16 protein-coding genes and 2 pseudogenes are annotated in these 22439 nt (G+C 63.8%); 8 read left to right on the plus strand and 10 right to left on the minus strand.

Features of this window, described 5'->3' with window-relative positions:
• The 5 genes from E4Q23_RS16915 to E4Q23_RS16935 form a co-directional block, all read left to right on the plus strand.
• On the plus strand, window positions 1-4939 hold a 4939-nt coding region (locus E4Q23_RS16915), incomplete at its 5' end, for a beta strand repeat-containing protein (protein WP_169067725.1).
• A 97-nt stretch (window positions 4940-5036) separates the two neighbouring features.
• On the plus strand, window positions 5037-5330 hold the full coding sequence (locus E4Q23_RS16920) for a hypothetical protein (RefSeq protein WP_169067726.1): 294 nt from the start codon (window positions 5037-5039) through the stop codon (window positions 5328-5330).
• Window positions 5327-5635, plus strand: coding sequence for a hypothetical protein (locus E4Q23_RS16925; protein ID WP_169067727.1), 309 nt, complete (start codon window positions 5327-5329; stop codon window positions 5633-5635). Before E4Q23_RS16920 ends, E4Q23_RS16925 begins: the two co-directional genes overlap by 4 nt.
• A 162-nt stretch (window positions 5636-5797) precedes the next feature.
• Window positions 5798-7336, plus strand: a complete 1539-nt coding sequence (murJ, locus tag E4Q23_RS16930) for a murein biosynthesis integral membrane protein MurJ (protein ID WP_169067728.1) — start codon at window positions 5798-5800, stop codon at window positions 7334-7336.
• A 19-nt stretch (window positions 7337-7355) separates the two neighbouring features.
• Complete coding sequence (locus E4Q23_RS16935) at window positions 7356-7988, plus strand: YbhB/YbcL family Raf kinase inhibitor-like protein (RefSeq protein WP_169067729.1); 633 nt, start codon at window positions 7356-7358, stop codon at window positions 7986-7988.
• A 151-nt stretch (window positions 7989-8139) separates the two neighbouring features.
• Here the strand turns inward: E4Q23_RS16935 and E4Q23_RS16940 are convergent.
• The 7 genes and pseudogenes from E4Q23_RS16940 to E4Q23_RS16970 all read right to left on the minus strand — a co-directional run bounded on the left by E4Q23_RS16940 (window position 8140) and on the right by E4Q23_RS16970 (window position 14810).
• Window positions 8140-10637, minus strand: a pseudogene (locus E4Q23_RS16940) (sodium-translocating pyrophosphatase).
• 342 nt (window positions 10638-10979) lie between these two features.
• Window positions 10980-11633: an adenylate kinase gene (gene adk, locus E4Q23_RS16945; protein ID WP_169067730.1), complete on the minus strand. Its 654-nt coding sequence runs from the start codon at window positions 11631-11633 to the stop codon at window positions 10980-10982.
• Window positions 11634-11748: 115 nt separating this feature from the next.
• Window positions 11749-12537 carry a 3-deoxy-manno-octulosonate cytidylyltransferase gene (gene kdsB / locus E4Q23_RS16950; RefSeq protein ID WP_169067731.1) on the minus strand — a complete coding sequence of 263 codons (789 nt, stop codon included), beginning with the start codon at window positions 12535-12537 and terminating at the stop codon, window positions 11749-11751.
• 15 nt (window positions 12538-12552) lie between these two features.
• On the minus strand, window positions 12553-12729 hold the full coding sequence (locus tag E4Q23_RS16955) for a Trm112 family protein (protein WP_169067732.1): 177 nt from the start codon (window positions 12727-12729) through the stop codon (window positions 12553-12555).
• Window positions 12710-13775, minus strand: a pseudogene (gene lpxK, locus E4Q23_RS16960) (tetraacyldisaccharide 4'-kinase). Before lpxK ends, E4Q23_RS16955 begins: the two are co-directional and overlap by 20 nt.
• On the minus strand, window positions 13775-14191 hold the full coding sequence (locus E4Q23_RS16965) for an ExbD/TolR family protein (protein WP_169067734.1): 417 nt from the start codon (window positions 14189-14191) through the stop codon (window positions 13775-13777). Before E4Q23_RS16965 ends, lpxK begins: the two are co-directional and overlap by 1 nt.
• 10 nt (window positions 14192-14201) lie before the next feature.
• Entirely contained in the window at window positions 14202-14810 is a 609-nt protein-coding gene (locus E4Q23_RS16970; protein WP_169067735.1) for a MotA/TolQ/ExbB proton channel family protein, read from the minus strand.
• A 267-nt stretch (window positions 14811-15077) separates the two neighbouring features.
• Here E4Q23_RS16970 and xseA point away from each other — a divergent pair, with 267 nt between their 5' ends.
• Together xseA and E4Q23_RS16980 are read left to right on the plus strand one after the other, a co-directional pair.
• Complete coding sequence (gene xseA / locus E4Q23_RS16975) at window positions 15078-16499, plus strand: exodeoxyribonuclease VII large subunit (RefSeq protein WP_169067736.1); 1422 nt, start codon at window positions 15078-15080, stop codon at window positions 16497-16499.
• Between the two features lie 110 nt (window positions 16500-16609).
• Window positions 16610-17197, plus strand: coding sequence for a Fe-Mn family superoxide dismutase (locus E4Q23_RS16980; RefSeq protein WP_169067737.1), 588 nt, complete (start codon window positions 16610-16612; stop codon window positions 17195-17197).
• 204 nt (window positions 17198-17401) lie between these two features.
• Here E4Q23_RS16980 and E4Q23_RS16985 read toward each other — a convergent pair whose 3' ends face one another.
• Together E4Q23_RS16985 and E4Q23_RS16990 are read right to left on the minus strand one after the other, a co-directional pair.
• Window positions 17402-18799, minus strand: a complete 1398-nt coding sequence (locus E4Q23_RS16985; RefSeq protein ID WP_169067738.1) for a HAMP domain-containing sensor histidine kinase — start codon at window positions 18797-18799, stop codon at window positions 17402-17404.
• Window positions 18800-18801: 2 nt separating this feature from the next.
• On the minus strand, window positions 18802-19491 hold the full coding sequence (locus tag E4Q23_RS16990; RefSeq protein ID WP_169067739.1) for a response regulator transcription factor: 690 nt from the start codon (window positions 19489-19491) through the stop codon (window positions 18802-18804).
• Between the two features lie 231 nt (window positions 19492-19722).
• Between E4Q23_RS16990 and E4Q23_RS16995 the strand changes: the two genes are divergently transcribed.
• The gene (locus tag E4Q23_RS16995; RefSeq protein ID WP_169067740.1) at window positions 19723-20229 is read left to right on the plus strand and encodes a Spy/CpxP family protein refolding chaperone; all 507 of its coding nucleotides are present in this window, start codon (window positions 19723-19725) and stop codon (window positions 20227-20229) included.
• Window positions 20230-20292: 63 nt separating this feature from the next.
• On the opposite strand, the gene leuA is transcribed toward E4Q23_RS16995, so the two are convergent.
• Window positions 20293-21999, minus strand: a complete 1707-nt coding sequence (gene leuA, locus E4Q23_RS17000; protein ID WP_169067741.1) for a 2-isopropylmalate synthase — start codon at window positions 21997-21999, stop codon at window positions 20293-20295.
• Between the last annotated feature and the right edge of the window lie 440 nt (window positions 22000-22439).

The following is a 22439-nucleotide window of genomic DNA, read 5'->3' on the forward strand; positions in this document are numbered from 1 at the left end:
CTCCACCGTCACCAGCACCCCGAGTGGCGTCCTCGACGCCGTAGGCAACGACATCATCGTCACCGGCTCGACCATCAATGGCACCGTGCAAGGCTCTGGCGGGAACAAGATTTTTCTCGAGAATTCCAGCAACCTGCTCGACGTCACCAACAGCACGCTACTGGAAATTGCCAATGCCCAGACCGGCCTATTGACCGGCACCTTCACCAACTCCGGCAACCTGCAGCTGGCTTCCGTCGGTAATCAGACGAATCTCCGACTCAACGGTGATGTCACCCTGACGGGTCCGGGTACGCTGACGATGAGCAACAATATCCAGAACCGGATTGTCGGCCATTCCGGCTCGACCACCGAAATCCTCACCAACGCTTTGGGCCACACCATCCAGGGCGCGGGACAGCTTGGCGCCAACCAGATGGGCCTCGACAACCAGGGATTGATCCTGGCCACCGGGTCGGCCGGTCTGGTCATCGATGTCAGCCCCGCCGGGATGACCAACAGCGGCACCCTGCGGGCGGGCACCGGTGTGCTCACCATTCAGAACTCCACCGTCACCAGCACCCCGAGTGGCGTCCTCGACGCCGTAGGCAACGACATCATCGTCACCGGCTCGACCATCAATGGCACCGTGCAAGGCTCTGGCGGGAACAAGATTTTTCTCCAGAATTCCAGCAACCTGCTCGACGTCACCAACAGCACGCTACTGGAAATTGCCAATGCCCAGACCGCCGTGTTGACCGGCACTTTCAACAACTCCGGCAACCTGCAAATGGCGTCGGTCGGCAATCAGACGGATCTCAGGCTCAACGGTGATGTCACCCTGACGGGTCCGGGTACGCTGACGATGAGCAACAATATCCAGAACCGGATTGTCGGCCATTCCGGAGCGACCACCGAAGTCCTTACCAACGCTTCGGGCCACACCATCCAGGGATCCGGGCAGGTGGGTGCCAACCAGATGGGCCTCGACAACCAGGGGTTGATCGTCGCCAACCAGGCGGCTGCGCTGACCATCGACCTGTCGGATGGTGCGGGAATCACCCGCACCAATACCGGCATCCTGCGTGCGGCGGGCGGCCAGCTCACCATCCAGGGCTCCAACCTGACCAACACCGGCGGGGTAATTGACGCCGCCGGAAGCAGCGTCCTCATCACTGGCAGCTCGACGATCACCGGCGGCACCCTGCAGAGCAGTGGCGGTGGCAAGGTTTTCGTGCAGGGGTCTGCCAATCTGGCCAATGTTAGGAACACCGGGCAAGCAGAGATCGTCAATGCCCAGGCCTCCCTGTTGACCGGTACCTTTACCAACGACGGCAACCTGCAGCTGTCTTCGGCCGGCAATCAGACTGATGTAAGGCTCAATGGCAATGTCACGCTGGCCGGCGCCGGCACGCTGACCATGAGCAACAACGGCCAGAACCGGATCCTCGGCAACTCCGGCGCAACCACCGAAGTCCTCACCAATGCCGCAAGCCACACCATCCAGGGATCCGGGCAGGTGGGTGCCGGCCAGACAGGCCTCATCAACCAGGGGCTGATCCTGGCCAACCAGTCGACAGCGCTGACCGTCGATACCAGTGTTGCCGGCGGAGGGCTGATCAACAACGGCACGATGCGGGCGCAGAACGGCACACTGACGATCAACGATGCGCTGACCGGCAGCGGTACCTTGCAGGTTGAACCGGCCAGCGTAATGAATCTGGCGAACGTGGCCAACGCTCAAGGGCGACTGGTCATGGGTGCCGCGGGCTCGACGCTCAACATCGGCAACCAGAACCTCACCATCAACAACGACTACACCAACGTCGCCGCCGCCGCCGGCAACGCCTTCAACCGTCGCGCCGGCATCAGCGGCACCGGCCAGATCCTCGCCGGCGGCGATGTCGTACAAGCCATCACCGGCACTACCGTCACCGACGGCACGACGGCCAACGCCACGCTGACCATCAACAACGTGCGTGTCGGTGACACCACCTTCAACTACCAGATCGCGAACACTGGCACCACCGGCCCGACATTGCGCGGTGCCGTCCAGACCAGCGTCAATGGCGCCAATCTGAGCGACGCACGTCTCAGTGGCGCCGGCGTCACGGCCGGCAACTACAACACCGGTGCCCCGGGCAGCAGCACCGCCGACCTCGGCGTGACCTTCAGCGCAGCCAGCGCCGGTGCTCTCGCGCCGCTCAGCGGCCAGGTCCTCAACCTGCGCAGCAATTTCGCGAACATCGCCGACCAGAAGCTGAACATCGTGCTGGCCAGCAGTGCTGCGGCTTACAACGCCGCCATCGGCAGCGCCGGCTCACCGGTGCTGGTGGCCAACCAGCGCGTGGGGGGCAGCAACACGGCCACGGTAACGGTCAGCAACACCGCGGCGGCGGGTTCCTTCAGCGAAGACCTCAACGTCAGCATCGGCGGCGCGAGCGGCGCTGCCAGTGGTAGCGGCAGCATCGCCGGGCGTCTGGCGGCAACCAGCAACACCGGTACGGGCGCGATCACCGCCCGCGTCGACACCACCAGCGCTGGCGCCAAGACCGGCAACCTCACGCTCGACTACCAGACCGCAGGCGCTGTAGCCGGCGTCAGCAACGGGCTGGGCACCGCCAGCGTCGGCAATCAGGTGGTCACCGTCTCCGGCGATGTCTATCGCCTGGCGCAGGGCGCGGCCACCCCGACCCCGATCGTCTTCGCCAACCGCCACGTCGACGATTCTGCGAGTCAACTGCTGACCGTTCAGAACACCGCCACCGCCGATGGCTTCTCCGAAAAGCTCAACGCCAGCATCAGCTCCAATGGAGCGCCGGTCACCGCCAGCGGCAACTTCAACCTGCTTGCCGCCCAGGACAGCAACACCACCGCTCTGCAGGTCGGCATCGACACCAGCAGCGCCGGCGCCAGGAGCGGCAGCGCGACGATCAGTTACGCCTCCGACGGCACCGGCACCAGCGGCCTGGTGGCAATTGCCGCCGGCAGCCAGACGATCAACGTCAGCGGCGACGTCTACCGCCTGGCGTCGGCCAACAACCTCGGCACGATTTCCTTCGGTAACGTGCACGTCGGCACGGTCGTGGAGCAGGCGCTGAGCATCAGCAACACCGCGGCCAGTGACGGTTTCTCCGAGAAGCTCACGGCCAGCTTCGGTGACACCTCCGACGCGCGCATCACCACCAGCGGTGGCGTCAGCCTGCTGGCGGCGGGTTCGACCGACAACAGCAGTATGATCGTCGGCCTCAACACCAGCGCCGCCGGGAACGTGAGCGGCACGCAGGTGATCAACTTTGCTTCCGACGGCACCGGCACCAGCGGTCTCGGCATCACCGCGCTGGCCTCGCAGACGATCGGCGTCAGCGGCGACATCACCACCAGCGGCAGCGTCTTCCGTCTGGCCAGTGCCAGCCCGGCGACTCCCAACCCGGTCAACTTCGGTGCGCTGCGCATCAACAGCACGGCCGAGCAAACCTTGAGCATCACCAACACGGCGACCGACGACGGCTTCTCCGAAAAGCTCAACGCCAGCATCAGCTCCAACGCTGCGCCAGTCACCGCCAGTGGCGCCTTCAATCTGCTCGCCGCCCAGGCGACCAACGGCAGCGCCCTGCGAGTCGGAATCGACACCAGCAGCGCCGGCGCCAAGAGCGGCAGCGCAACGATCGCTCTGGTCTCCGACGGTGACGGCACCAGCGACCTGGGAACGACGAATCTCGCGCCGCAGACGGTCAACGTCAGCGGTGACGTCTATCGCCTGGCCAACCCGACCCTGAATACGACCGACGTCACTCTCGTGGCACGCCGCGGCGACGCGGATCCGAGCGCAGCGATCAGCGTCACCAACAGCAGCCCGGACAGCTTCACCGAGGGGCTCCAGGCCGGTTTCGCCAGCGCCACGCCAGCTACCGGCTTTGGCGCCAGCGGCAGCATCACCAACCTGGCGGCGCAAGGCACCGACGCCAGCAGCCTGCAGATCGCGTTGAACACCAGCTCGGCCGGCAGCGTCGCTGGCAGTGCGCAAGTGAACTTCGTATCGACCGGGGCCGGCACCACTGGTGCAGCGGACATTTCGGTGGGCAGCCAAGTGGTCAGCCTGGCCGGCAAGGTGTACGAGAAGGCCGTCGCGCAGGTAAATACGGCGCTGGTCAACTTCGGGATCGTCCACAAAGGCGACGTGGTCACGGCGAAGAACGTCTCGGTGACCAACAGCGCCCCGGTCGCGGCTCTCAACGATACGCTGCAGGGCAGCTTCATCAACATGCCTGTCGGTCCATTCGGCGGCAGCGGCAGCGTCAACGGCCTGGCCGCCGGACAGACCGACGCCAGCAGCCTGCTGGTGAGCCTCGACACGACCAGTGCCGGGGTTTTCACCCAGGGCGGTGACAGACTGCAGTTTGCCAGCCACAACGAGGACATGGCCGACCTTGGCCTCGGCAATAGCGCGCTCACCCTGCAGGCGCAGGTCAACAACTACGCCGACCCGAACTTCTCGAAGACCTCGGGGACGGGCTCGCTGAGCGGTGGCGGCTTTGACTTCCTGCTCGACTTCGGCACGCTCACCGAGGGCAGCGGCATGGTCAGCGCCCTGCTGCAACTGGCCAACGATGTCAGCGGTCCGGCCGACCTGCTTGATGGCGCCTACAGCTTCGCCCTCAACGAGTTCCTGAAGACCGGCTTCGATGCCTTCAGCGGTCTGGGAGCCGGTGACTCACAAAGCGGGCTGCGGATTTCGCTCGATACCCGGAGCATCGGCAGCTTCAGCGACACCATCGTGCTCGCCGCCGTCGGTCACAACGGCAGCGGTTACAGCGCCGACTTCAAGGACATCCGGCTCACCGTTCAGGCTCGGGTCGAGGCGGGCGGCAGCGAGGTTCCAGAGCCGGGTACGCTATTGCTGCTGACCATCGCCATGGCCATCATCGTTCTCCAGCGTCGCCGGGGAATGCTAGACTAGAGGCCGCAAGCGGGTTCCTCGAAAAAGGAACCCGCCTCGCCTTTGGCTGACTCTTCCGCCACAAGGCGCGATGCTTGAATTTCTCGGGAGTCCTCGATTGACTACTGTGCAATATCGTGCCCTGCTCGCCCTGGGAGCCTTGGCGCTGTGTCTGGCGATTGTTAACGCGGTGATGTTCAGCGCCAATCGGCAGGCGCAGAACGAACTGGCCACGCGCGGCCAATACATTCAGGAGAGCCTGCAACTGGAACCGCTCTACCAGTCCCTGATCAAGTCGCTGGCCGATCTGGCAGCACGCGACAACGATACCGCCCTGCGCGAGCTGCTGGCGTCACAGGGGATCACTTTCACCGCCGGCGCAGCAGCCGCTACGCCACGGTCAGCGCCATGAACGAACATCCGCAGCAACAAGCGAGACTCTTTCTCCCGGTGTTATTGATCGCCCTGGCGCTGGTGGTCTGGTTCGGCTTCCAGGCCAGCCAATTGAATCAGGAACGATCCCAGCTGGCCAACTTGCGCGTCAATCAGGAAACCACCTATCAGAACGCGCAGAAAATGCGCGCGCAGCTCGATTCACTGGCCGCCGGCACGCAAAAGCTGGCCAGCGCCGGCAACAGGAACGCGCAGTCAGTGGTAGGCGCACTGCAACAGCGCGGTATCACCATCAATGCCGAGGCCAAGCCGGCCGCCCGGTAACTCCTGAACGAAGGCTGCACGCCGGGGGCCCGGCAACAGCGCAGGGAGTCGCGCAGCTGGCTCGCCGGGATCCGGGTATCCGACGTAGATTCGCCTTGCTTGCCGACCCGCAAGCGCTAAGATGATGGGCTTTGCGCCAGCGCGGCGCCGCCCGGAGTCGCAATGAACCTCCTGAAGACCCTCGCCACCGTCAGCAGCATGACCCTGCTGTCGCGTATCCTCGGCTTCGTGCGCGACTTCGTGATTGCCCGTACTTTCGGTGCCGGCCTGCTCACCGACGCTTTCTTCGTCGCTTTCAAGCTCCCCAACCTGCTGCGCCGGCTTTTTGCCGAAGGCGCTTTCTCGCAAGCCTTCGTGCCGATTCTCGGCGAATACCGGAACCAGCGCGGCACCGAGGAAACCCGGCTGCTGGTGGATCGTGTCAGCAGTGCACTTTTCCTTGTCGTCCTGGCCGTAACCGTGCTCGGCATGGGCGGCGCCTCACTGCTCGTTTACCTCTCGGCACCGGGCTTTGCCGACGACCCGGAAAAGTTTGCCCTCACCGTCAGCCTGACGCGCATTACCTTCCCCTACATTCTCTTCATGTCGCTGGTCGCACTCGCCGGCGGCGTACTCAACACCTGGAGTCGCTTTGCCGTTCCCGCGTTCACGCCGGTGCTGCTCAACGTCTCCTTGATCGCCATGGCACTTTTTGCGACGCCGTACTTCGAGCCACCGATCATGGCGCTGGCCTGGGCCGTGCTTATCGGCGGCGCGGTACAACTGGCCTTCCAGCTTCCCGCGCTGAAGCGCATCGGCATGCTGCCAAGATTCTCCCTAAAGCTGGGCGACGAGGGTGTGCGACGCATCATGCGCCTGATGGCGCCGGCCTTGCTGGGCGTTTCAGTGGCCCAGGTCAGCCTGCTGCTGAACACCGTTTTCGCTTCCTTCCTGGCCACCGGCAGCGTCTCCTGGCTGTACTATGCCGACCGCTTGATGGAGTTCCCGGCCGGCCTCCTCGGTGCAGCTCTGGGCACCATTCTGCTGCCCTCGCTATCGCGTTACCATGCCGCGCAACAACACGACGATTACTCGCGGCTGCTCGACTGGGGGCTGCGGCTGACTTTTCTGCTTGCGGCACCGGCGGCACTTGCGCTGGCAATTCTGGCGGTGCCGCTGATCACGACACTGTTCTTCCACGGCGCGTTCACCGCCAACGACGTGTTGATGACCCGCAACGCACTGCTCGCCTACAGCATCGGCCTGCTCGGACTGATCCTGGTGAAAGTCCTCGCTCCCGGTTTCTACGCTCGCCAGAATGTGCGTACACCGGTCAGGATCGCGATCATTTCGCTGTGCACGACGCAGCTCTTGAACCTGGTACTGGTCGGCTGGCTGCAGCACGCCGGGCTGGCGCTGGCCATCAGCCTGGCGGCGGTCCTCAACGCGAGTCTGCTTTTCCGCGGATTGCGGCAGAGCGCGATCTATGTTCCGCAACCGGGCTGGTTGCTGTTTTACGCTCGCCTGGGGCTGGCCATGCTCAGCATGGGTGCGGCGCTATGGTTCACCGTCGGCGAAGAAAGCGCCTGGTTGAGCTGGACCCTCAGCCAACGACTGCTGCGTCTTTCGATGCTCGTAAGCTTCGGTGCGGGCGTCTATTTCGCTACACTATGGATCGCAGGTTTTCGCCTGCGCGACTTCAAACGCAGCGCGGCCGAGTAATCAATCAGGAGGACCAACAATGGAATTGAGCAGCAGTAGTTTCAGTGACGGGCAGCAGATCCCGGGTGACTTCGCTTTCTGCATTGCCGATCCCGATCACCATGTTTGCCTGGGCAGCAACCGCAACCCGCAGCTGGCGTGGAGCGGCGCGCCGGCCGGCACGCAGTCCTTCGCCATCATCTGCCATGACCCCGACGTTCCGAGCCAGGGCGACGACGTCAATCAGGAGGACCGCAGCGTGCCGGCGTCGCTGGCGCGCGTCGACTTCTTCCACTGGGTGCTGCTCGATCTACCGGCCAGCCTCGGCGAAATCAGGGAAGGCGAGTTCTGCAGCGATGTTACGCCGCGCGGTAAACCCGGTCCGCACGCGCCACACGGCGCACGCCAGGGAATCAACGATTACACCAGCTGGTTTGCCGGCGACAACGACATGCGCGGCGACTACTACGGCTATGACGGCCCCTGCCCGCCCTGGAACGACGAGATCGTCCACCGCTATGTGTTTACGGTTTTTTCCCTCGACGTGGCCCGGCTCGATGTCGAAGGCAAGCTGACCGGCCAGCAGTTGCGTACGGCGATGCAGGGACACGTCCTCGCACAGGCCAGCCTGATCGGCACCTACACGCTCAATCCGGCGCTCAAGGAGGGATAAGCCGGCAGAGCAGACAGCTCACCGATAAGCCGCAGATCCAAAAAAAACGGGCCGCATAAATGCGGCCCGTTTTGATTTCTCGGACAGAGTACGGCGCCAAGCCAATAGGCCGCGCGCTGCACCTGCCGACCACGACGTGGCTAGACTACATCTACATCACCTTGACCTCGACACGACGCGCCGCGGCGCCTTCGCCGGTGCCGGTAACGGTGACATTGATCGACTCGGGTTTCTTCACTTCGATACGCTCTTCGGAAATTCCAGCCTCCTTCAGAGCTTCACCGACCGCCTGGGCACGATCCGTTGAGAGCGCCGCACTAGCTTCCGTGCTAACACTTGCATCCTGGAAGCCCGAAATGGCGAGCTTGGCGCCGGCATTGGCTGTGACATGGAGGAGGATGCCTTCAAGCTTGATCGCCACATCACCCGGCAGTTCCGCGGAACCGACTTCGAAATACAGCGTCGCACCCGGTAAGGCGGCAGCCATCGCCGCCGCTGGAGCAGCCGAAGCGGCGGCTGCAGCGACCGCGGCCGGAGCCCGAGCAGAAGCCGGAGCCGCCACCGGAGCTTTTGCTGCCGGCATCGGCTTGGCACCCGCGGCAGGAGCCATCAAGGGCACGATCATCAGAGCAACAATGTTGATGATCTTGATCAGCGGATTGACCGCCGGACCCGCCGTATCCTTGTACGGATCGCCGACGGTGTCGCCGGTCACCGATGCCTTGTGGGCTTCGGAACCTTTGCCGCCAAAGTTTCCGTCCTCGATGTGCTTCTTGGCGTTATCCCAGGCGCCACCACCGGTGGTCATCGAGATGGCGACAAAGAGGCCGGTGATGATGGTTCCCATCAGCAGGCCACCAAGTGCCTGCGGACCGAGAAGCAGGCCGACGACAACCGGAACCAGCACCGGCAGCAGCGAGGGGATGATCATTTCGCGGATCGCGGCAGCTGTCAGCATGCCGACAGCACGGGAGTAATCCGGCTTCGCCGTGCCTTCCATGATGCCCTTGATTTCCGCGAACTGACGGCGTACCTCGACGACCACGGAACCGGCCGCACGACCCACCGCCTCCATCGCCATGGCCGCAAAGAGGTAGGGAATCAAACCGCCGAGGAAGAGACCGATGATCACCATGTGATTGGAGAGATCAAAGCTCATGGTGCCACCGAAGCTCGCTTCGAGGGCGTGCGTGTAGTCGGCGAACAGGACCAGCGCGGCCAGACCGGCGGAGCCGATGGCGTAGCCTTTGGTCACCGCCTTGGTGGTATTGCCCACCGCGTCGAGCGGGTCGGTGACATCACGCACCGACGACGGCAAACCCGCCATTTCGGCGATACCGCCAGCGTTGTCGGTAATCGGTCCGTAGGCGTCGAGGGCAACGATGATCCCGGACATCGACAGCATCGCAGTCGCGGCGATGGCGATGCCGTACAGGCCGGCCAGCGCATAGGTGATGTAAATTGCCGCGCAGACGGAGAGTACCGGCAACGCGCAGGCTTTCATCGACACGGCCAGGCCGGCGATGATGTTGGTACCGTGACCGGTGGTCGAGGCCTCGGCGACACCTCTGACCGGCGAAAACTCGGTCGCGGTGTAGTACTCGGTGATCCACACCAGCAGGCCGGTCAGAACCAGACCGACGGCCGCCGCCCAGAAAATGCTCCCCGAGCTGATCAGAGAGCCATCAGCGAGCGTCACACCGTCGCCGAGCAGCATCCTGGTCACCGGATAGAAGGCGACCAAGGCCAGGGCGCCGGCCACGGCCAGGCCGCGGTAGAGCGCGTTCATGATCTTGCCGCCATCGTTGGCTTTGACGAAGAAGCAGCCGACGATCGAGGCAAGGATCGATACGCCACCGAGGACCAGCGGATAGATGATCAGGTTGTCGTTGGCATTGGGAACGCCCTGGAGCATCATCGCGCCAAGCACCATCGTCGCCACCACGGTCACCCCGTAGGTCTCGAAGAGGTCGGCGGCCATGCCCGCACAGTCACCGACGTTGTCGCCAACGTTGTCGGCGATGACCGCCGGGTTGCGTGGGTCGTCTTCCGGAATGCCGGCCTCGACCTTGCCGACCAGGTCGGCGCCGACGTCGGCACCCTTGGTGAAGATACCACCGCCCAGACGGGCAAAAATCGAAATCAGCGAGCCGCCGAAGGCCAGACCAATCAGCGGTTGAACCGCATGGTGCAGATCGCCGCCCGGCTCTCTGAGAATGGCGTAATAGCCGGCTACCCCGAGCAGGCCCAGACCGACGACCAGCATGCCGGTGATGGCACCCCCCTTGAAGGCGACATCGAGCGCCGCGGCAATGCCGTTGCGCGCGGCTTCCGCCGTGCGCACGTTGGCCCGTACCGAAACGTTCATGCCGATGAAGCCGGTGGCTCCCGACAGGACAGCGCCGATCAGGAAGCCCATGGCCATGGCCATGCCGAGGGCCAGCCAAATGACGACGAAGAGTACGGCACCGACGATGCCGATGGTGGTGTATTGCTTGTTGAGATATGCAGAAGCGCCTTCCTGAATGGCTTTGGCAATCTCCTGCATTTTCGGATTTCCGGCGGGCAAGCGAGAATCCATTTAGTCATTACAGCGCCGTAACCCACTGCAATGAGCGCGCAGAGCAGCGCGAACACCAGATAACCCATATACAACCTCCCTCTTTAAAGTTTCCCAGCTCCCAGGGCAACTCCCCGTGGCTCGAATTTACCTCATCCGCGACTCAAACAACAAAAAACCGACTTTTAACACTTTTTGTGCACCCGCGGGTCGTGCCTGGCGAACTGCTCAACTCGACGCAACGGCGATGGCGCGACACGCCGCGGCGGCGAACAAAGCCTTGGCCTCTCCGCAGACGCGACAAACGCCGCAGCAGCGGCATTGGTAAGGCCGCGACAACCCCATGCCCGTAATCGAGAAGCGACCGCGCAGGCCCTGGCGTACTGCGCCGAGGCAATTTTCTTCCGATCCACCGTCATTGGCAGCGAGCGCTACTGCAAAGCATCGAAAGCGGCTTTCTTGATCTCCTCGACACTTCCTACACCGGCAATTCTCGGGCACTTCGGCGCGTTCGGGTCGCCAGTGGCCGCCCACGCCCGGTAGTAGTCGAGCAAGGGCTTGGTCTGCGAATGATAGATCTGCAAGCGCTTGCGGACCGTTTCCTCCTGGTCGTCGGCGCGCTGAATCAGCTCTTCTCCCGTCGCATCATCCTTTCCGGGCTCTTGCGGCGGGTTGAAGCGCAGATGATAGGTACGACCGGAGGCAAGATGAACGCGACGACCACTCATCCGTTCGATGATTTCCTCGTCGGCAACGTCTATTTCCAGCACATAGTCGAGCGCCACGCCAGCGACTTTCATCGCCTCGGCTTGTGGCAAGGTGCGCGGGAAGCCGTCGAAGAGATAGCCCTCGGCACAGTCGGGCTTTTGTAGGCGATCCCTGACCAAGCCGATGATAATCTCGTCGGAGACCAGCCCCCCGGAGTCCATGACCTTTTTGGCAGCCATTCCCAGAGGGCTGCCCGCCTTGACCGCCGCACGCAGCATGTCGCCGGTCGAAATTTGCGGGATACCGAAATGCTCACAAATGAACTGGGCTTGCGTACCTTTTCCGGCCCCTGGCGCACCTAGCAGAATGAGTTTCATGATTCGCTTTCGTTGATTTTCAAATCGAGCAAATTGTCCAGCAGTTCAGACACTTGCAGCTCAGTTACCGGCTGCTGCCAGCACGTTGTCGTGACCAATACGGTGCAACTTACCCTCAAACTGACGCACGGTCAAACTTTTTGAACCATGCCTGAACACGCTGCGCATCCGCAGGTGTATCGACGCCAGCGGCCGGCAGCTGGTCGGAAATCGCCACACTGATGCGAAAACCGTGCCACAGGGCACGCAACTGCTCGAGAGCCTCCAGATTTTCGAGCGGCGAAGGCGCCAAGCTGGCATAGGTGCGCAGGAAACGCGCCCGATAGGCGTACAGCCCGACGTGCCGATAGGCAAGCATCTGCGCGGGCAGCGTTTCGCCGCCGGCCTCGCGTGCAAAGTGGTCGCGGGCGTAAGGAATCGGCGCTCGCGAAAAATACAGCGCGTCGCCACTGGCCGCGAGCACCACCTTGACCACATGCGGGTTGAAGAAATCAGCGGCATCGACGACCGCGTGCGCAAGAGTCGCGATATCGGCGCCGCTCTGTGCCAGTTGGGCCGCCGTCTGGGCAATCAGCGCCGGGTCAATGAGGGGCTCGTCGCCCTGCACATTGACCACCACGGTGTCGTCGCTCCAGCCGGTGGCCTCGACCACCTCGGCCAGGCGATCGGTGCCGCTGACGTGATCGGCACGAGTCAGCAGGGCGCGCAGGCCATGGCTCTCGGCCGCGGCCAGGACTTGCGGATGGTCGCTGGCCACCAGCACCTCGTCGGCCCCCGACAAGATGGCGCGCTCGGCGACGCGCACGACCATCGGCTTGCCGGCCAGGTCGAGCAGTGGCTTGCCTGGCAAGCGGGTCGACGCGTAGCGCGCCGGAATGACCACCTTGAACGGCATCGCAAGCATCCTTGAAGGAGGCGCTCAGGCGTCGTCGGTAGTCAGCGGGCGGGCTTCATCCTGCAGCATGATCGGGATACCGTCGCGGACCGGAAAAGCGAGCTTGCAGGGCTTGCATACCAGCTCCGACTGCGGCTTGCGGTATTCGAGGTTGGCCTTGCAGATCGGGCAGACGAGAATATCAAGCAGTCGTGCGTCCATTGAGTTTCTCCAGAATTATCTCGAAAAGATCAGCGCCACCTGGCGGGCCGCTGATAACCGCTTCGACTGGCAGAAGCCAAGCCTCGCCGGTCACAATCGGCGCACATTTTACCGCATCTTTCTCGGTCATCAGCAGCACTCCGTTGCTGGCAAAGGCCAGGTCGGCGGCCGTGTAGGGATGGTGATCGGGAAAGGGATGGGCCTCGAACTCCAGCCCCAGCGCCTGCAGTTGCGCAAAAAAAACGACCGGGATCGCCGATGCCAGCCAGAGCGTACAGTTTGCAAGCGCGCAAGGACGCCGCCTCGCAACTGTCGGCAGGCGCACCGGCAAGCCCGCCGGCAGCGACGAAGCGCTGGCCGATGAGGCGCATGTCGAACTGCGGACAATCCCTGGCGGCGTCAGCCACCAGGGGCTCGCGGCGGCCGTTCCAGACCACCGCGGCGACCCCCGCCAAGCGCCGCAGCGGCTCGCGCAGGGGACCCGCGGGCAGCAGCCAGCCATTGCCGACGCCGCGCCCGTCAAAAACCACCACTTCGACCACCCGCTGCAAACGATAATGCTGCAGGCCATCGTCGGAGACGATGACGTCACATTCGCCATGGGCGGCCAGCAATGCTTGCCCGGCCGCGACGCGATCGCGGCCGACGAAAACCGGCACGCCGCTACGCCGCGCGAGCAGCAGCGGCTCATCGCCAACCAGCGCCGGCGACGAGCCGGGGGCCACCGCGTGCACGCCCTCGCCGCGGCCACTGCCACCATAGCCGCCACTGATGATCCCGGGTCGCCAACCCGCTTCGCGCAGGCGCTCGACCAGCCACAGCACCAGCGGCGTCTTGCCGCTACCCCCGACGGTCAGGTTGCCGACGACGATCACCGGCGCTGGCAGCCGCTGTGTGCGCAATACCCCGCAGCGGAACAGCCAGCGGCGCAGCCCGGCGAGCCCGGCGAACAGCCAGGACAGCGGCAGTAGCGGCCACAGGGCGGGAATCAGACGGCGCTCGTACCAGCGCCGGGGAAGGCTACTCGCGAGGCCGCCAGCGGCCATCAGCGCGGCGATTGCGTGGCGAAGGAAATGCGTGGGTAACCGGCGGCCTGAGCGGCCTGCATGATGTCGACCACGCTCTGGTGCGTGGCCTTGGCGTCGGCGTTGATGACGATCACCGGGTCCTTGGCGTCGCCAGCGGCACGGCGCAGCGCAGCACTGATCGCCTGCACGCTGACCGCGTCGAGCGGCGTCTTGTTGACCAGCACCTGGCCGGACGGGGTCACGCTCACGCTGACTTCATTGGGCGGTTCGTTCTGCTTGCTGGCGTCGGCCGTCGGCAGGTTGATTTCCAGCCCGGAGAACTTGGCGTAGGTGGTCGTCAGCATCAGAAAGATGATGATCACCAGCAGCACATCAATGAAAGGGATCAGGTTGATCTCCGGAACGTCGCTGCTGCGACCGCGGCGAAAGTTCATCGTCGCCTCCTCAGGACCGACGTTCGCCGTGCAGGACTTCGACCAGACGCACCGCCTGTTGCTGCATATCGATGACGAAAGTAGAAACGAGGGCCCGGAAGTGGCGCCAGAAGATCATGCTCGGAATGGCAATCATCAGCCCAAAGCCGGTGTTGTAGAGGGCGATCGAAATTCCGTGTGCCAGCTGCATCGGGTTGCTGCCGCTGGGCGACTGCGAAGCGAAAATCTCGATCATGCCGACAATGGTGCCGAAGAGACCCATCAAGGGGCTGATCGAGGCAATGGTGCCAAGCGTCGTCAGATAACGTTCGAGTTCGTGCGAGACAACGCTGCCAGCCTCCTCGATCGACTCCTTCATGATTTCGCGCGAACTGCCCTCGTTGCGCAGACCGGCGGCGAGCACCCGGCCGAGCGGCGAATGCGCCTCCAGATCGACGACCATCGCCTGCGTGGCACCGCGTTGCCGGAACTCGGTGACCACCCGCTGCAGCAGGTCGGGCGGCACGACTTTGACTCGGCGCAGCGCCACCAGGCGCTCGATAATCAGCGCCACAGCCACTATCGACGCCAGCAGCAAGGGCCAGATGGGCCAACCAGCAGCCTGAACGATGGAAAACACGGTGCACCCCAGATGATTTTCAAGGGGGGAACTTTAGCCTGCGCCAGCATTTGCGGCAAGTGCCGAAGCGCTCCGAACCAATTCCAGCCACTTCGCAGGGCGGCGAGCGAACGCCAAGCAACCAGCGCACCCTGGCCGGCAGATCGGTAATCCACAGAAGCTGTGGACAAAAGAGCTGCCAGCCTGTTGGCAAGCAGTACAAGTGGCGGACGGGCAAGCGTTTTTTTGCGGCGCCTGTCGAGCGAGCAAGGCATGTAGAATTCGCGGATGGCAGACACCGTCCCCCGCAGCAACGCCTTCCCCACGAGCCCTCCGGTGATCCCGGTGGCCATGCTCAATCGCCTCGCCCGCGAGCGACTCGAGGCCGCTTTTCCTCTGTGCTGGGTCGCCGGCGAGGTCTCCAACCTCAGCCGCGCAAGTTCCGGACATGTCTACTTCTCGCTCAAGGATGCCGCCGCACAAGTGCGCTGCGTGATGTTCCGCAGCCGCGCACAAGTGCTCGGCTGGCAGCTGGAAAATGGCCAGCAAATCGAAGCTCGGGTACTGGTCACGCTCTACGAGGCGCGCGGCGACTTCCAGCTCAACGTCGAAGCGGCGCGCCGCGGCGGCGTCGGCAACCTCTACGAACAGTTCCTGCGTCTCAAGGAAAAGCTCGAAGCCGAAGGGCTCTTCGCCAGCGCCGGCAAACGCGCCCTGCCAATCTTCCCACGCTGTGTCGGCGTCGTCAGCTCGCTGCAGGCGGCGGCTCTGCGCGACGTGCTGACGACGCTCGCGCGCCGCGCTCCGCAAGTGAGCATCGTCCTCTACCCGACGCCGGTGCAGGGTGACGGGGCTGGCGCGCAAATTGCCGACGCCATTCGCCGTGCCGGCGAGCGCCGCGACTGCGAAGTGCTGATCGTCTGTCGCGGCGGCGGCAGCATGGAAGACCTCTGGGCATTCAACGACGAGCGCGTGGCGCGCGCGATCCACGCCTGCCCGCTGCCGGTGATCTGTGGTGTCGGCCACGAAACCGACTTCAGCATCGCCGACTTCGCCGCCGATCAGCGGGCGCCGACGCCGACCGCTGCCGCCGAACTTGCTGCCCCCGAACAGGCCGCCCTGCTGGCGCGCCTCGCCGCCTCGCAAAGCGCGCTGCGCCGACAGATCGAGCAGCTTCTTGAACAACGCAGCCAACAGCTCGACTGGCTGGCTCGCCGCCTGCAGCACCCGGCGCAGTACCTGGCCCAGCATCGCGAACGGCTGCGCAATCTGCAACGCCAACTCGGCACCGGCCTGCTCCAGGCCAGCAGCCGTGCGCGCGGCGAACTGACCCAGCTCAGCCGTCGCCTGTTGCTCAAGCGCCCGGACCCGGCGCGCCACGGCGGTCGGCTGGCCGCGCTGGCACCCCGGCTGCGCAGCGCCTGGCAGGACGCGCAACACGGCAGGCGTACCGACCTCGAACGGCTGGCTGCCGGACTCGCGCACCTCAACCCGCAGGCGGTCCTGGCGCGCGGTTACAGCGTCGTCACCAACGCACAAGGCGAAATCGTCCGTGACAGCGGTAAGCTGGAACCAAGCGCACGAATCGCTGTCTTGTTGCACCGTGGGCGCGTCGAAGCCGAGGTGACCGCACTTTTCGCGGATCATGGCGGGCCTGACGGAATGCCCTTTGCAACAAGCGGCATTGCCAGTACCGCTGGCCGCGCATAGAATCCCGCAGTCGCTGATCCACGGATGAAGAGAAAATCTTCACCAGACCCATTCACCGCGCTAGTTTTCACCCTGTTTTCACCCTGTAACCGCCGTCACGGAGGACAACAATGGAACATCAACTGCCGCAACTTCCCTTTGCCATCGACGCTCTGGCGCCGCACATGTCGCAGGAGACGCTCGAATACCACTACGGCAAGCACCATCAAGCCTACGTCACGAATCTCAACAACCTGATCAAGGGAAGCGAATACGAAGCCCTTGACCTCGAAGCAATCGTCAAGTCAGCGCCCGCTGGCGGCATCTACAACAACTCGGCGCAGGTCTGGAACCACAGTTTCTTCTGGAACTGCCTGAAACCCGGGGGTGGTGGCGCACCCGCCGGCGCGCTGGCCGAAGCGATCGACGCCAAGTGGGGCTCGTTTGCCGAGTTCAGCAAGGCCTTCCAGGCCTCCGCCGTCGGCAACTTCGGTTCGGGCTGGACCTGGCTGGTCAAGAAGGCCGACGGCTCGCTGGATATCGTCAACATGGGCGCTGCCGGCACGCCGCTGACCACCGGCGACAAGGCCCTGTTGTGCATCGACGTCTGGGAACACGCCTACTACGTCGACTACCGCAACATGCGTCCGAAGTTCGTCGAAACCTTCCTCGCCCAACTCGCCAACTGGAGCTTCGCCGAGACGAACTTCGCCGGCTAACGGTCATGACACGTGGAGACACCCCGAATCATGAAAGTCATGACCGTTTCCCTCTTCCCCCTGCCCCTTCTCCCGCAAGGGAGAAGGGAGTTTCGTGAGTCGCTGGCGCGACTTTCACATTAAGTGGCAACGAGCATCGTTGCCAAACAGAACGGGGGCACACGCCCCCCGTTTTTTCATTGCCGGACCGGCTTCGCTACGCGGCTAGGCGAGCGGCAAGCTGAGCGTCACTTCGAGACCACCGTCCGAACGGTTACGCGCGCGCACCTGACCACCGTGCGCAAGCAGCGCGCGCTGAGCAATCGCCAACCCGAGCCCATAGCCAATTGTGCCGGCGTTGTTGTCGGCGCGGTAGAAAGGTTCAAAAATCGCCTCGAGATCGGCTTCCGGTACTCCCGGGCCGCGATCCGAAACGACTATCTCGAAGACGCCTGACGCCCCGGAAGTTCCGAGCGTCGCCAATTCTTCACCCTCGAGCAAACGGCGTGCCTGCACTTCGACGGTGCTGCCAGCGACCGTGTATTTCGCGGCATTGCGCACAACGTTTTCGACGGCGCGGTAAAGCAACTCGCCCTGTACCGCCGCCGTTACTTCGCCCGCACCACTGAAATGCACGCGGCGGCCGCTCGCTTCAGCCTCGAAACCGGCGTCGTCGGCAATACTGGCAACCATTTCCATGAGGTCGATAGTCTCTGGCGGCGCACCCGGCGTGCCCGCTTCGAGGCGCGACAGGGTGAGCAGCTCGCCAACCAGCTCGTCGAGGCGAAGCGACTCGCGTTCGATACGTTCGAGCGTCATTTCGAGCTTCTCCGGGCTCTGCCGTGCCAACCCGATGGCCGCGTGCAGGCGCGCCAGGGGCGATCGCAGCTCGTGCGAAACATCGTGCAGCAGGCGCCGCTGGCTATGGATCTGCGCCTGCAAGCGCTGTGCCATGCGGTCGAAATCGCGCCCGAGATCGGCCAGTTCATCGCGCCGCTTGCCCATCGACGGCTGTACGCGTGTCTCCAGATGCCCTTCGGAAACCGCGCGGAAAGCACCGCGCAGGCTGCGGATCGGCTTCGCCACGTACCACGCCAGCGCGGCGCTGAAAGCCAGGCTGGCGAGCAGGCCGGCAAAAATCGGCAGCGCCGCCGAAGGGCGTTCGCGATGCGCCATGCGAGCGCGCCCACCCGGGCGCTCGTGACGTGCGAGCAGGGTGTAGGTCTGCCCGTCGCGGGCGAGCACCCGGCGCGCACCGGACAGCGGTCCGCGTCGGAATTCTCCCGAAGCCAGGGCGGCGCGCAGCTCGTCGGGAAGCTCGCGACCGAAGAGGTCGCGACCGCCTTCGTCGACCACGAAAAGCTGCGCCTTGCCCGGCGCTTCCGCCCATTCGCGTAGCACCTCGCGCATCATCTGCGGATCGCCGCGGCGCAGGAAAACTTCCGCGGCGTCGAGCATGCCTGCTGCCCGCGGGCCACCCGGCAGGGCAGGCACCGCTGCGAATTCGGCTTCGGCCTCGGCCTCGGCCTGACGATGCAGCCAGACGACGCTGCCGACGCCGACACCGGCGAGCAGCAGCGCCAGCCAGAAGGCAAAGAAGGATTTCCAGAACAGGCGTCCCACGTTCAGGCCTTGACGAACTGGTAGCCCTGACCGCGAACGGTCTGGATCCACGAGTCGCCGTCGGGTCGTGCGCCGAGTTTCTGGCGAATGCTGCTCACATGCACGTCGATACTGCGGTCGAAACGCGCCAGCGGGCGCCCCATCGCCAGCTCGGAGAGGTCGCTCTTGCTGACCACCCGGCCGGCGTGGCGGGCCAGGACTTCGAGAATACTGTATTCGGTACTGGTCAGTTCGAGCGGCTGCTGATGCCATTGGGCGTTGCGCCGCTCCGGCCACATGCTCAGCGGACCGACGACGATCGGCCCATCGGTGATCCCTGCGGCGCTGTTGTCGGCGACCCGGCGCAGGATTGCCCGCAGCCGGGCGACCAGCTCGCGCGGCGAACAGGGCTTCGGCACGTAGTCGTCGGCGCCGAGTTCCAGGCCGATGATGCGATCGATGTCGTCGCCCCTGGCGGTGAGCATCAACACCGGCAAGCGGCTGGCGGCACGAATCCGGCGCAAGACCTCGACGCCGTTTAGGCGCGGCATCATCACATCGAGCACAACAATGGCAAAGCGACCGCTAAGCGCTTCGCGCACACCGCTTTCCCCATCATGCACCGCCTCCGCTTCGAAGCCCTCCTGTTCGAGGTACTCGCGCAGCATCGCGGCGAGTTCGACATCGTCATCGACCAGCAAAACTCGAGTCATCGCGCCCATCCTTTCAACAGCGCTGATGATAAGCGCCCCCAACGCCGAGTCACGCGTCTTTACCACCCTTTACCGGCTTTAACACCGGCTCGCCGCCGCTCGGAGCCGTCCGCCGCCCATTTACACGGCTTTACAGACGATTAACCGCGTTTTACGACCCGCTGCGCAAAAATTCAGCCAACAGTCGAGGCCAGCCCCGGCTGGACCAATTCAACCACCAAGGAGCCAAACATGAACACCTTCAAACGCACTCTCGCCGTTTTCCTCGCCACCAGCAGCATTGCCCTGGCCCTCCCACTGGCCGCCAACGCCGGTCCAATGATGGGCGGCGGCATGGAAGGCGGTTGCGGCCAAGGCCGCTCAGCGATGCGTGGCGGCCCAGACGACGGACTGCCGCCAATGATGAAGAAGCTCAAGCTGACCCCCGCACAGGAGGCCAAGATCACCGAGCTGCGCAAGCAGGACAGCGAGCTGATCAGCGCCAAGTACCAGAGCATGCGTGACAGCCGGGCACAACTGCACGAAATGCAGAAGACCGGGGATTACGATGAGGCGAAAGTGAAGGCACTCACCGAGCAGGGCGCCCAGGCAATGGCCGAGATGGCACAGCTGCGTGCCCGCCAGCATCACCAGGTGATGGCAGTCCTCACCCCCGAACAGCGCCAGCAGTTCGCAACGCAGCGCGAGGAGATGATGAAGCGCTGGGAGAAGAAACGCGGCGAGAAGCCTGCAGCTTGATCTCTCGCGTCAGAGCCAGCCGCCGCGCGCCGAGCGCGCGGCTGGCGAAGCACGACTGGAGCACTACGCAGCTTCTTTCTGTGACCGTCGCGGTACACTGGACTGCAGACGGTTGATGCCGGTAATCACCGCGCGCAGTGACGCGGTGACGATATTGGTATCGACGCCGGCGCCGTAGAACTCGCTGCCGCCAGCGGTCGCCGGAGCGACTTCGATGAAGGCACAGGCCCGGGCGTTGGCGCCCTCGCCGCTGGCGCTCATGGCGCGCTCTTCGTAGCTGCGCACTTGAATATCGATGCCGGCACTCTGGAAGGCATTGACCGCCGCGTCGATCGGGCCGTTACCCGTACCGGTGAGCACCTGCGGCCTGCCGTCGATATCGACCGTGAGCCGAATGCCTTGCCCGTTGCCGGCGCCGTGCTCGAAAAGATGATGCTCGCGGTAGCGTAGCGGGTTCACGGAATCGATATAGGTCGCCGAGAAGAGTTCCCAGATGTCGGCAGCACTCATCTCGCCGCCGTGCTGGTCGACCTGCTGCTGGACGACGCCCGAGAACTCGACCTGCAGGCGGCGCGGCATGACTACCCCGTATTCGGCTTCCAGCAAGTACGCGATGCCGCCCTTGCCGGACTGGCTGTTGACCCGGATCACCGAGTCGTAACTGCGACCGACGTCGGCCGGATCGATCGGCAAATAGGGAATGTTCCAGAAACCGTCACTCTGCTCGACCGCAAAACCTTTCTTGATGGCGTCCTGATGCGAACCCGAAAAAGCCGTGAACACCAGATCGCCAACGTAGGGATGACGCGGGTGAATAGGCAACTGGCAACACTGCTCGAAGGTCCGCGCGACGGCATTGATATCCGAGAAATCAAGCCCCGGCGCAACCCCCTGAGTGTACAAATTGAGCGCCAGAGTCACCAGGTCGACGTTGCCGGTACGCTCGCCGTTGCCGAACAGGCAGCCCTCGACGCGCTCGGCGCCAGCCATCAAGGCGAGTTCGGCAGCGGCAACCGCCGTGCCACGATCATTATGCGGGTGCAGACTGATGATCACGCTGTCACGCCGATCGAGATGGCGGTGCATCCACTCGATCTGGTCGGCGTAGATGTTCGGCGTCGCCATCTCGACGGTGGTCGGCAAATTGAGGATCACCTTGTCATCCGGCGTCGCGCCCCAGGCGGCGGTTACCGCGTTGCAGACTTCCAGCGCGAAGTCGAGTTCGGTGGCGGTGAAGGTTTCCGGGCTGTATTCGAGCACCCATTCGGTTTCCGGCGCCTGCGCAGCCAGGTCCCTGATCAACTTGACGGCGGCGACCGCCATGTCGATCACTTCCGCGCGGCTCATCTGGAAAACCGTCTCGCGGAAAGGCTTGGAGGTCGCGTTATAGACATGCACGATCGCCCGCCGCGCGCCGCGCACCGAGTCCATCGTCCGGCGAATGAGATGCTCGCGCGCCTGCGTGAGAACCTCGATGCTCACGTCGTCGGGAATATGGCCGCCGTCGATGAGGCTGCGCACAAAGTCGAAGTCGGTCTGCGACGCCGACGGAAAAGCGACCTCGATCTCCTTGAAACCAATCTCGCAAAGCATCTTGAACATGCGCGTCTTGCGTTCGGCGTTCATCGGCTCGAAGAGCGACTGATTGCCGTCGCGCAGATCGGTACTCATCCAGATCGGCGGCTTGCTGATCGTGCCATTCGGCCACTGGCGATCGGTGAGAACAACCGGCGGGAACGAGCGGTACTTGCTGGCGGGGTTTGACAACATGATGGCGACTCCTCGGGGTTCGGATGTTGAAGCTGATGACCGCCATGGTAAGGAAAAGCCGCCCGCAGGTGCTTGCGTATTGCCGCCCTAGAAAGAGTCCTTGAGCAATCATATTGCGCACACAAACAAAAAACAGCATTAAACTTGTGCCAACACTTTAACGGTCACGACCTTTCGAGACACCCCTGATGATGAGAGCCATGACCGTCCCCCTCTCACTTGCAGTGCGCATTCCGGCTTGCACGCCGGAATCGTTCGCCGGGCAGGGAGCATGCTCCCTGAATTCCCCGCCTCACCCCTGGCCCTTCTCCCGCGAGGGGAGACGGGAGTTTCGTGAGTCGCTTGCGCGACTTTCACATTAACGGTCATGACACGTGGAGACACCCCAAATCATGAAAGTCATGACCGTTTCCCTCTTCCCCTGCCCCTTCTCCCGCAAG

Origin of the sequence: Candidatus Accumulibacter phosphatis, assembly GCF_012939955.1 — a bacterium.
GTDB lineage: Bacteria > Pseudomonadota > Gammaproteobacteria > Burkholderiales > Rhodocyclaceae > Accumulibacter > Accumulibacter delftensis.

What these genes read in the sequence shown, in the direction of transcription:
- E4Q23_RS16925 (WP_169067727.1), top strand. Translation starts at nt 5,327, where the DNA reads ATGAACGAACATCCGCAGCAACAAGCGAGACTCTTTCTCCCGGTGTTA.
- murJ (WP_169067728.1), top strand. Translation starts at nt 5,798, where the DNA reads ATGAACCTCCTGAAGACCCTCGCCACCGTCAGCAGCATGACCCTGCTG.
- E4Q23_RS16935 (WP_169067729.1), top strand. Translation starts at nt 7,356, where the DNA reads ATGGAATTGAGCAGCAGTAGTTTCAGTGACGGGCAGCAGATCCCGGGT.
- adk (WP_169067730.1), bottom strand. Translation starts at nt 11,633, where the DNA reads ATGAAACTCATTCTGCTAGGTGCGCCAGGGGCCGGAAAAGGTACGCAA.
- kdsB (WP_169067731.1), bottom strand. Translation starts at nt 12,537, where the DNA reads ATGCTTGCGATGCCGTTCAAGGTGGTCATTCCGGCGCGCTACGCGTCG.
- E4Q23_RS16955 (WP_169067732.1), bottom strand. Translation starts at nt 12,729, where the DNA reads ATGGACGCACGACTGCTTGATATTCTCGTCTGCCCGATCTGCAAGGCC.
- E4Q23_RS16965 (WP_169067734.1), bottom strand. Translation starts at nt 14,191, where the DNA reads ATGAACTTTCGCCGCGGTCGCAGCAGCGACGTTCCGGAGATCAACCTG.
- xseA (WP_169067736.1), top strand. Translation starts at nt 15,078, where the DNA reads ATGGCAGACACCGTCCCCCGCAGCAACGCCTTCCCCACGAGCCCTCCG.
- E4Q23_RS16980 (WP_169067737.1), top strand. Translation starts at nt 16,610, where the DNA reads ATGGAACATCAACTGCCGCAACTTCCCTTTGCCATCGACGCTCTGGCG.
- E4Q23_RS16990 (WP_169067739.1), bottom strand. Translation starts at nt 19,491, where the DNA reads ATGACTCGAGTTTTGCTGGTCGATGACGATGTCGAACTCGCCGCGATG.
- E4Q23_RS16995 (WP_169067740.1), top strand. Translation starts at nt 19,723, where the DNA reads ATGAACACCTTCAAACGCACTCTCGCCGTTTTCCTCGCCACCAGCAGC.
- leuA (WP_169067741.1), bottom strand. Translation starts at nt 21,999, where the DNA reads ATGTTGTCAAACCCCGCCAGCAAGTACCGCTCGTTCCCGCCGGTTGTT.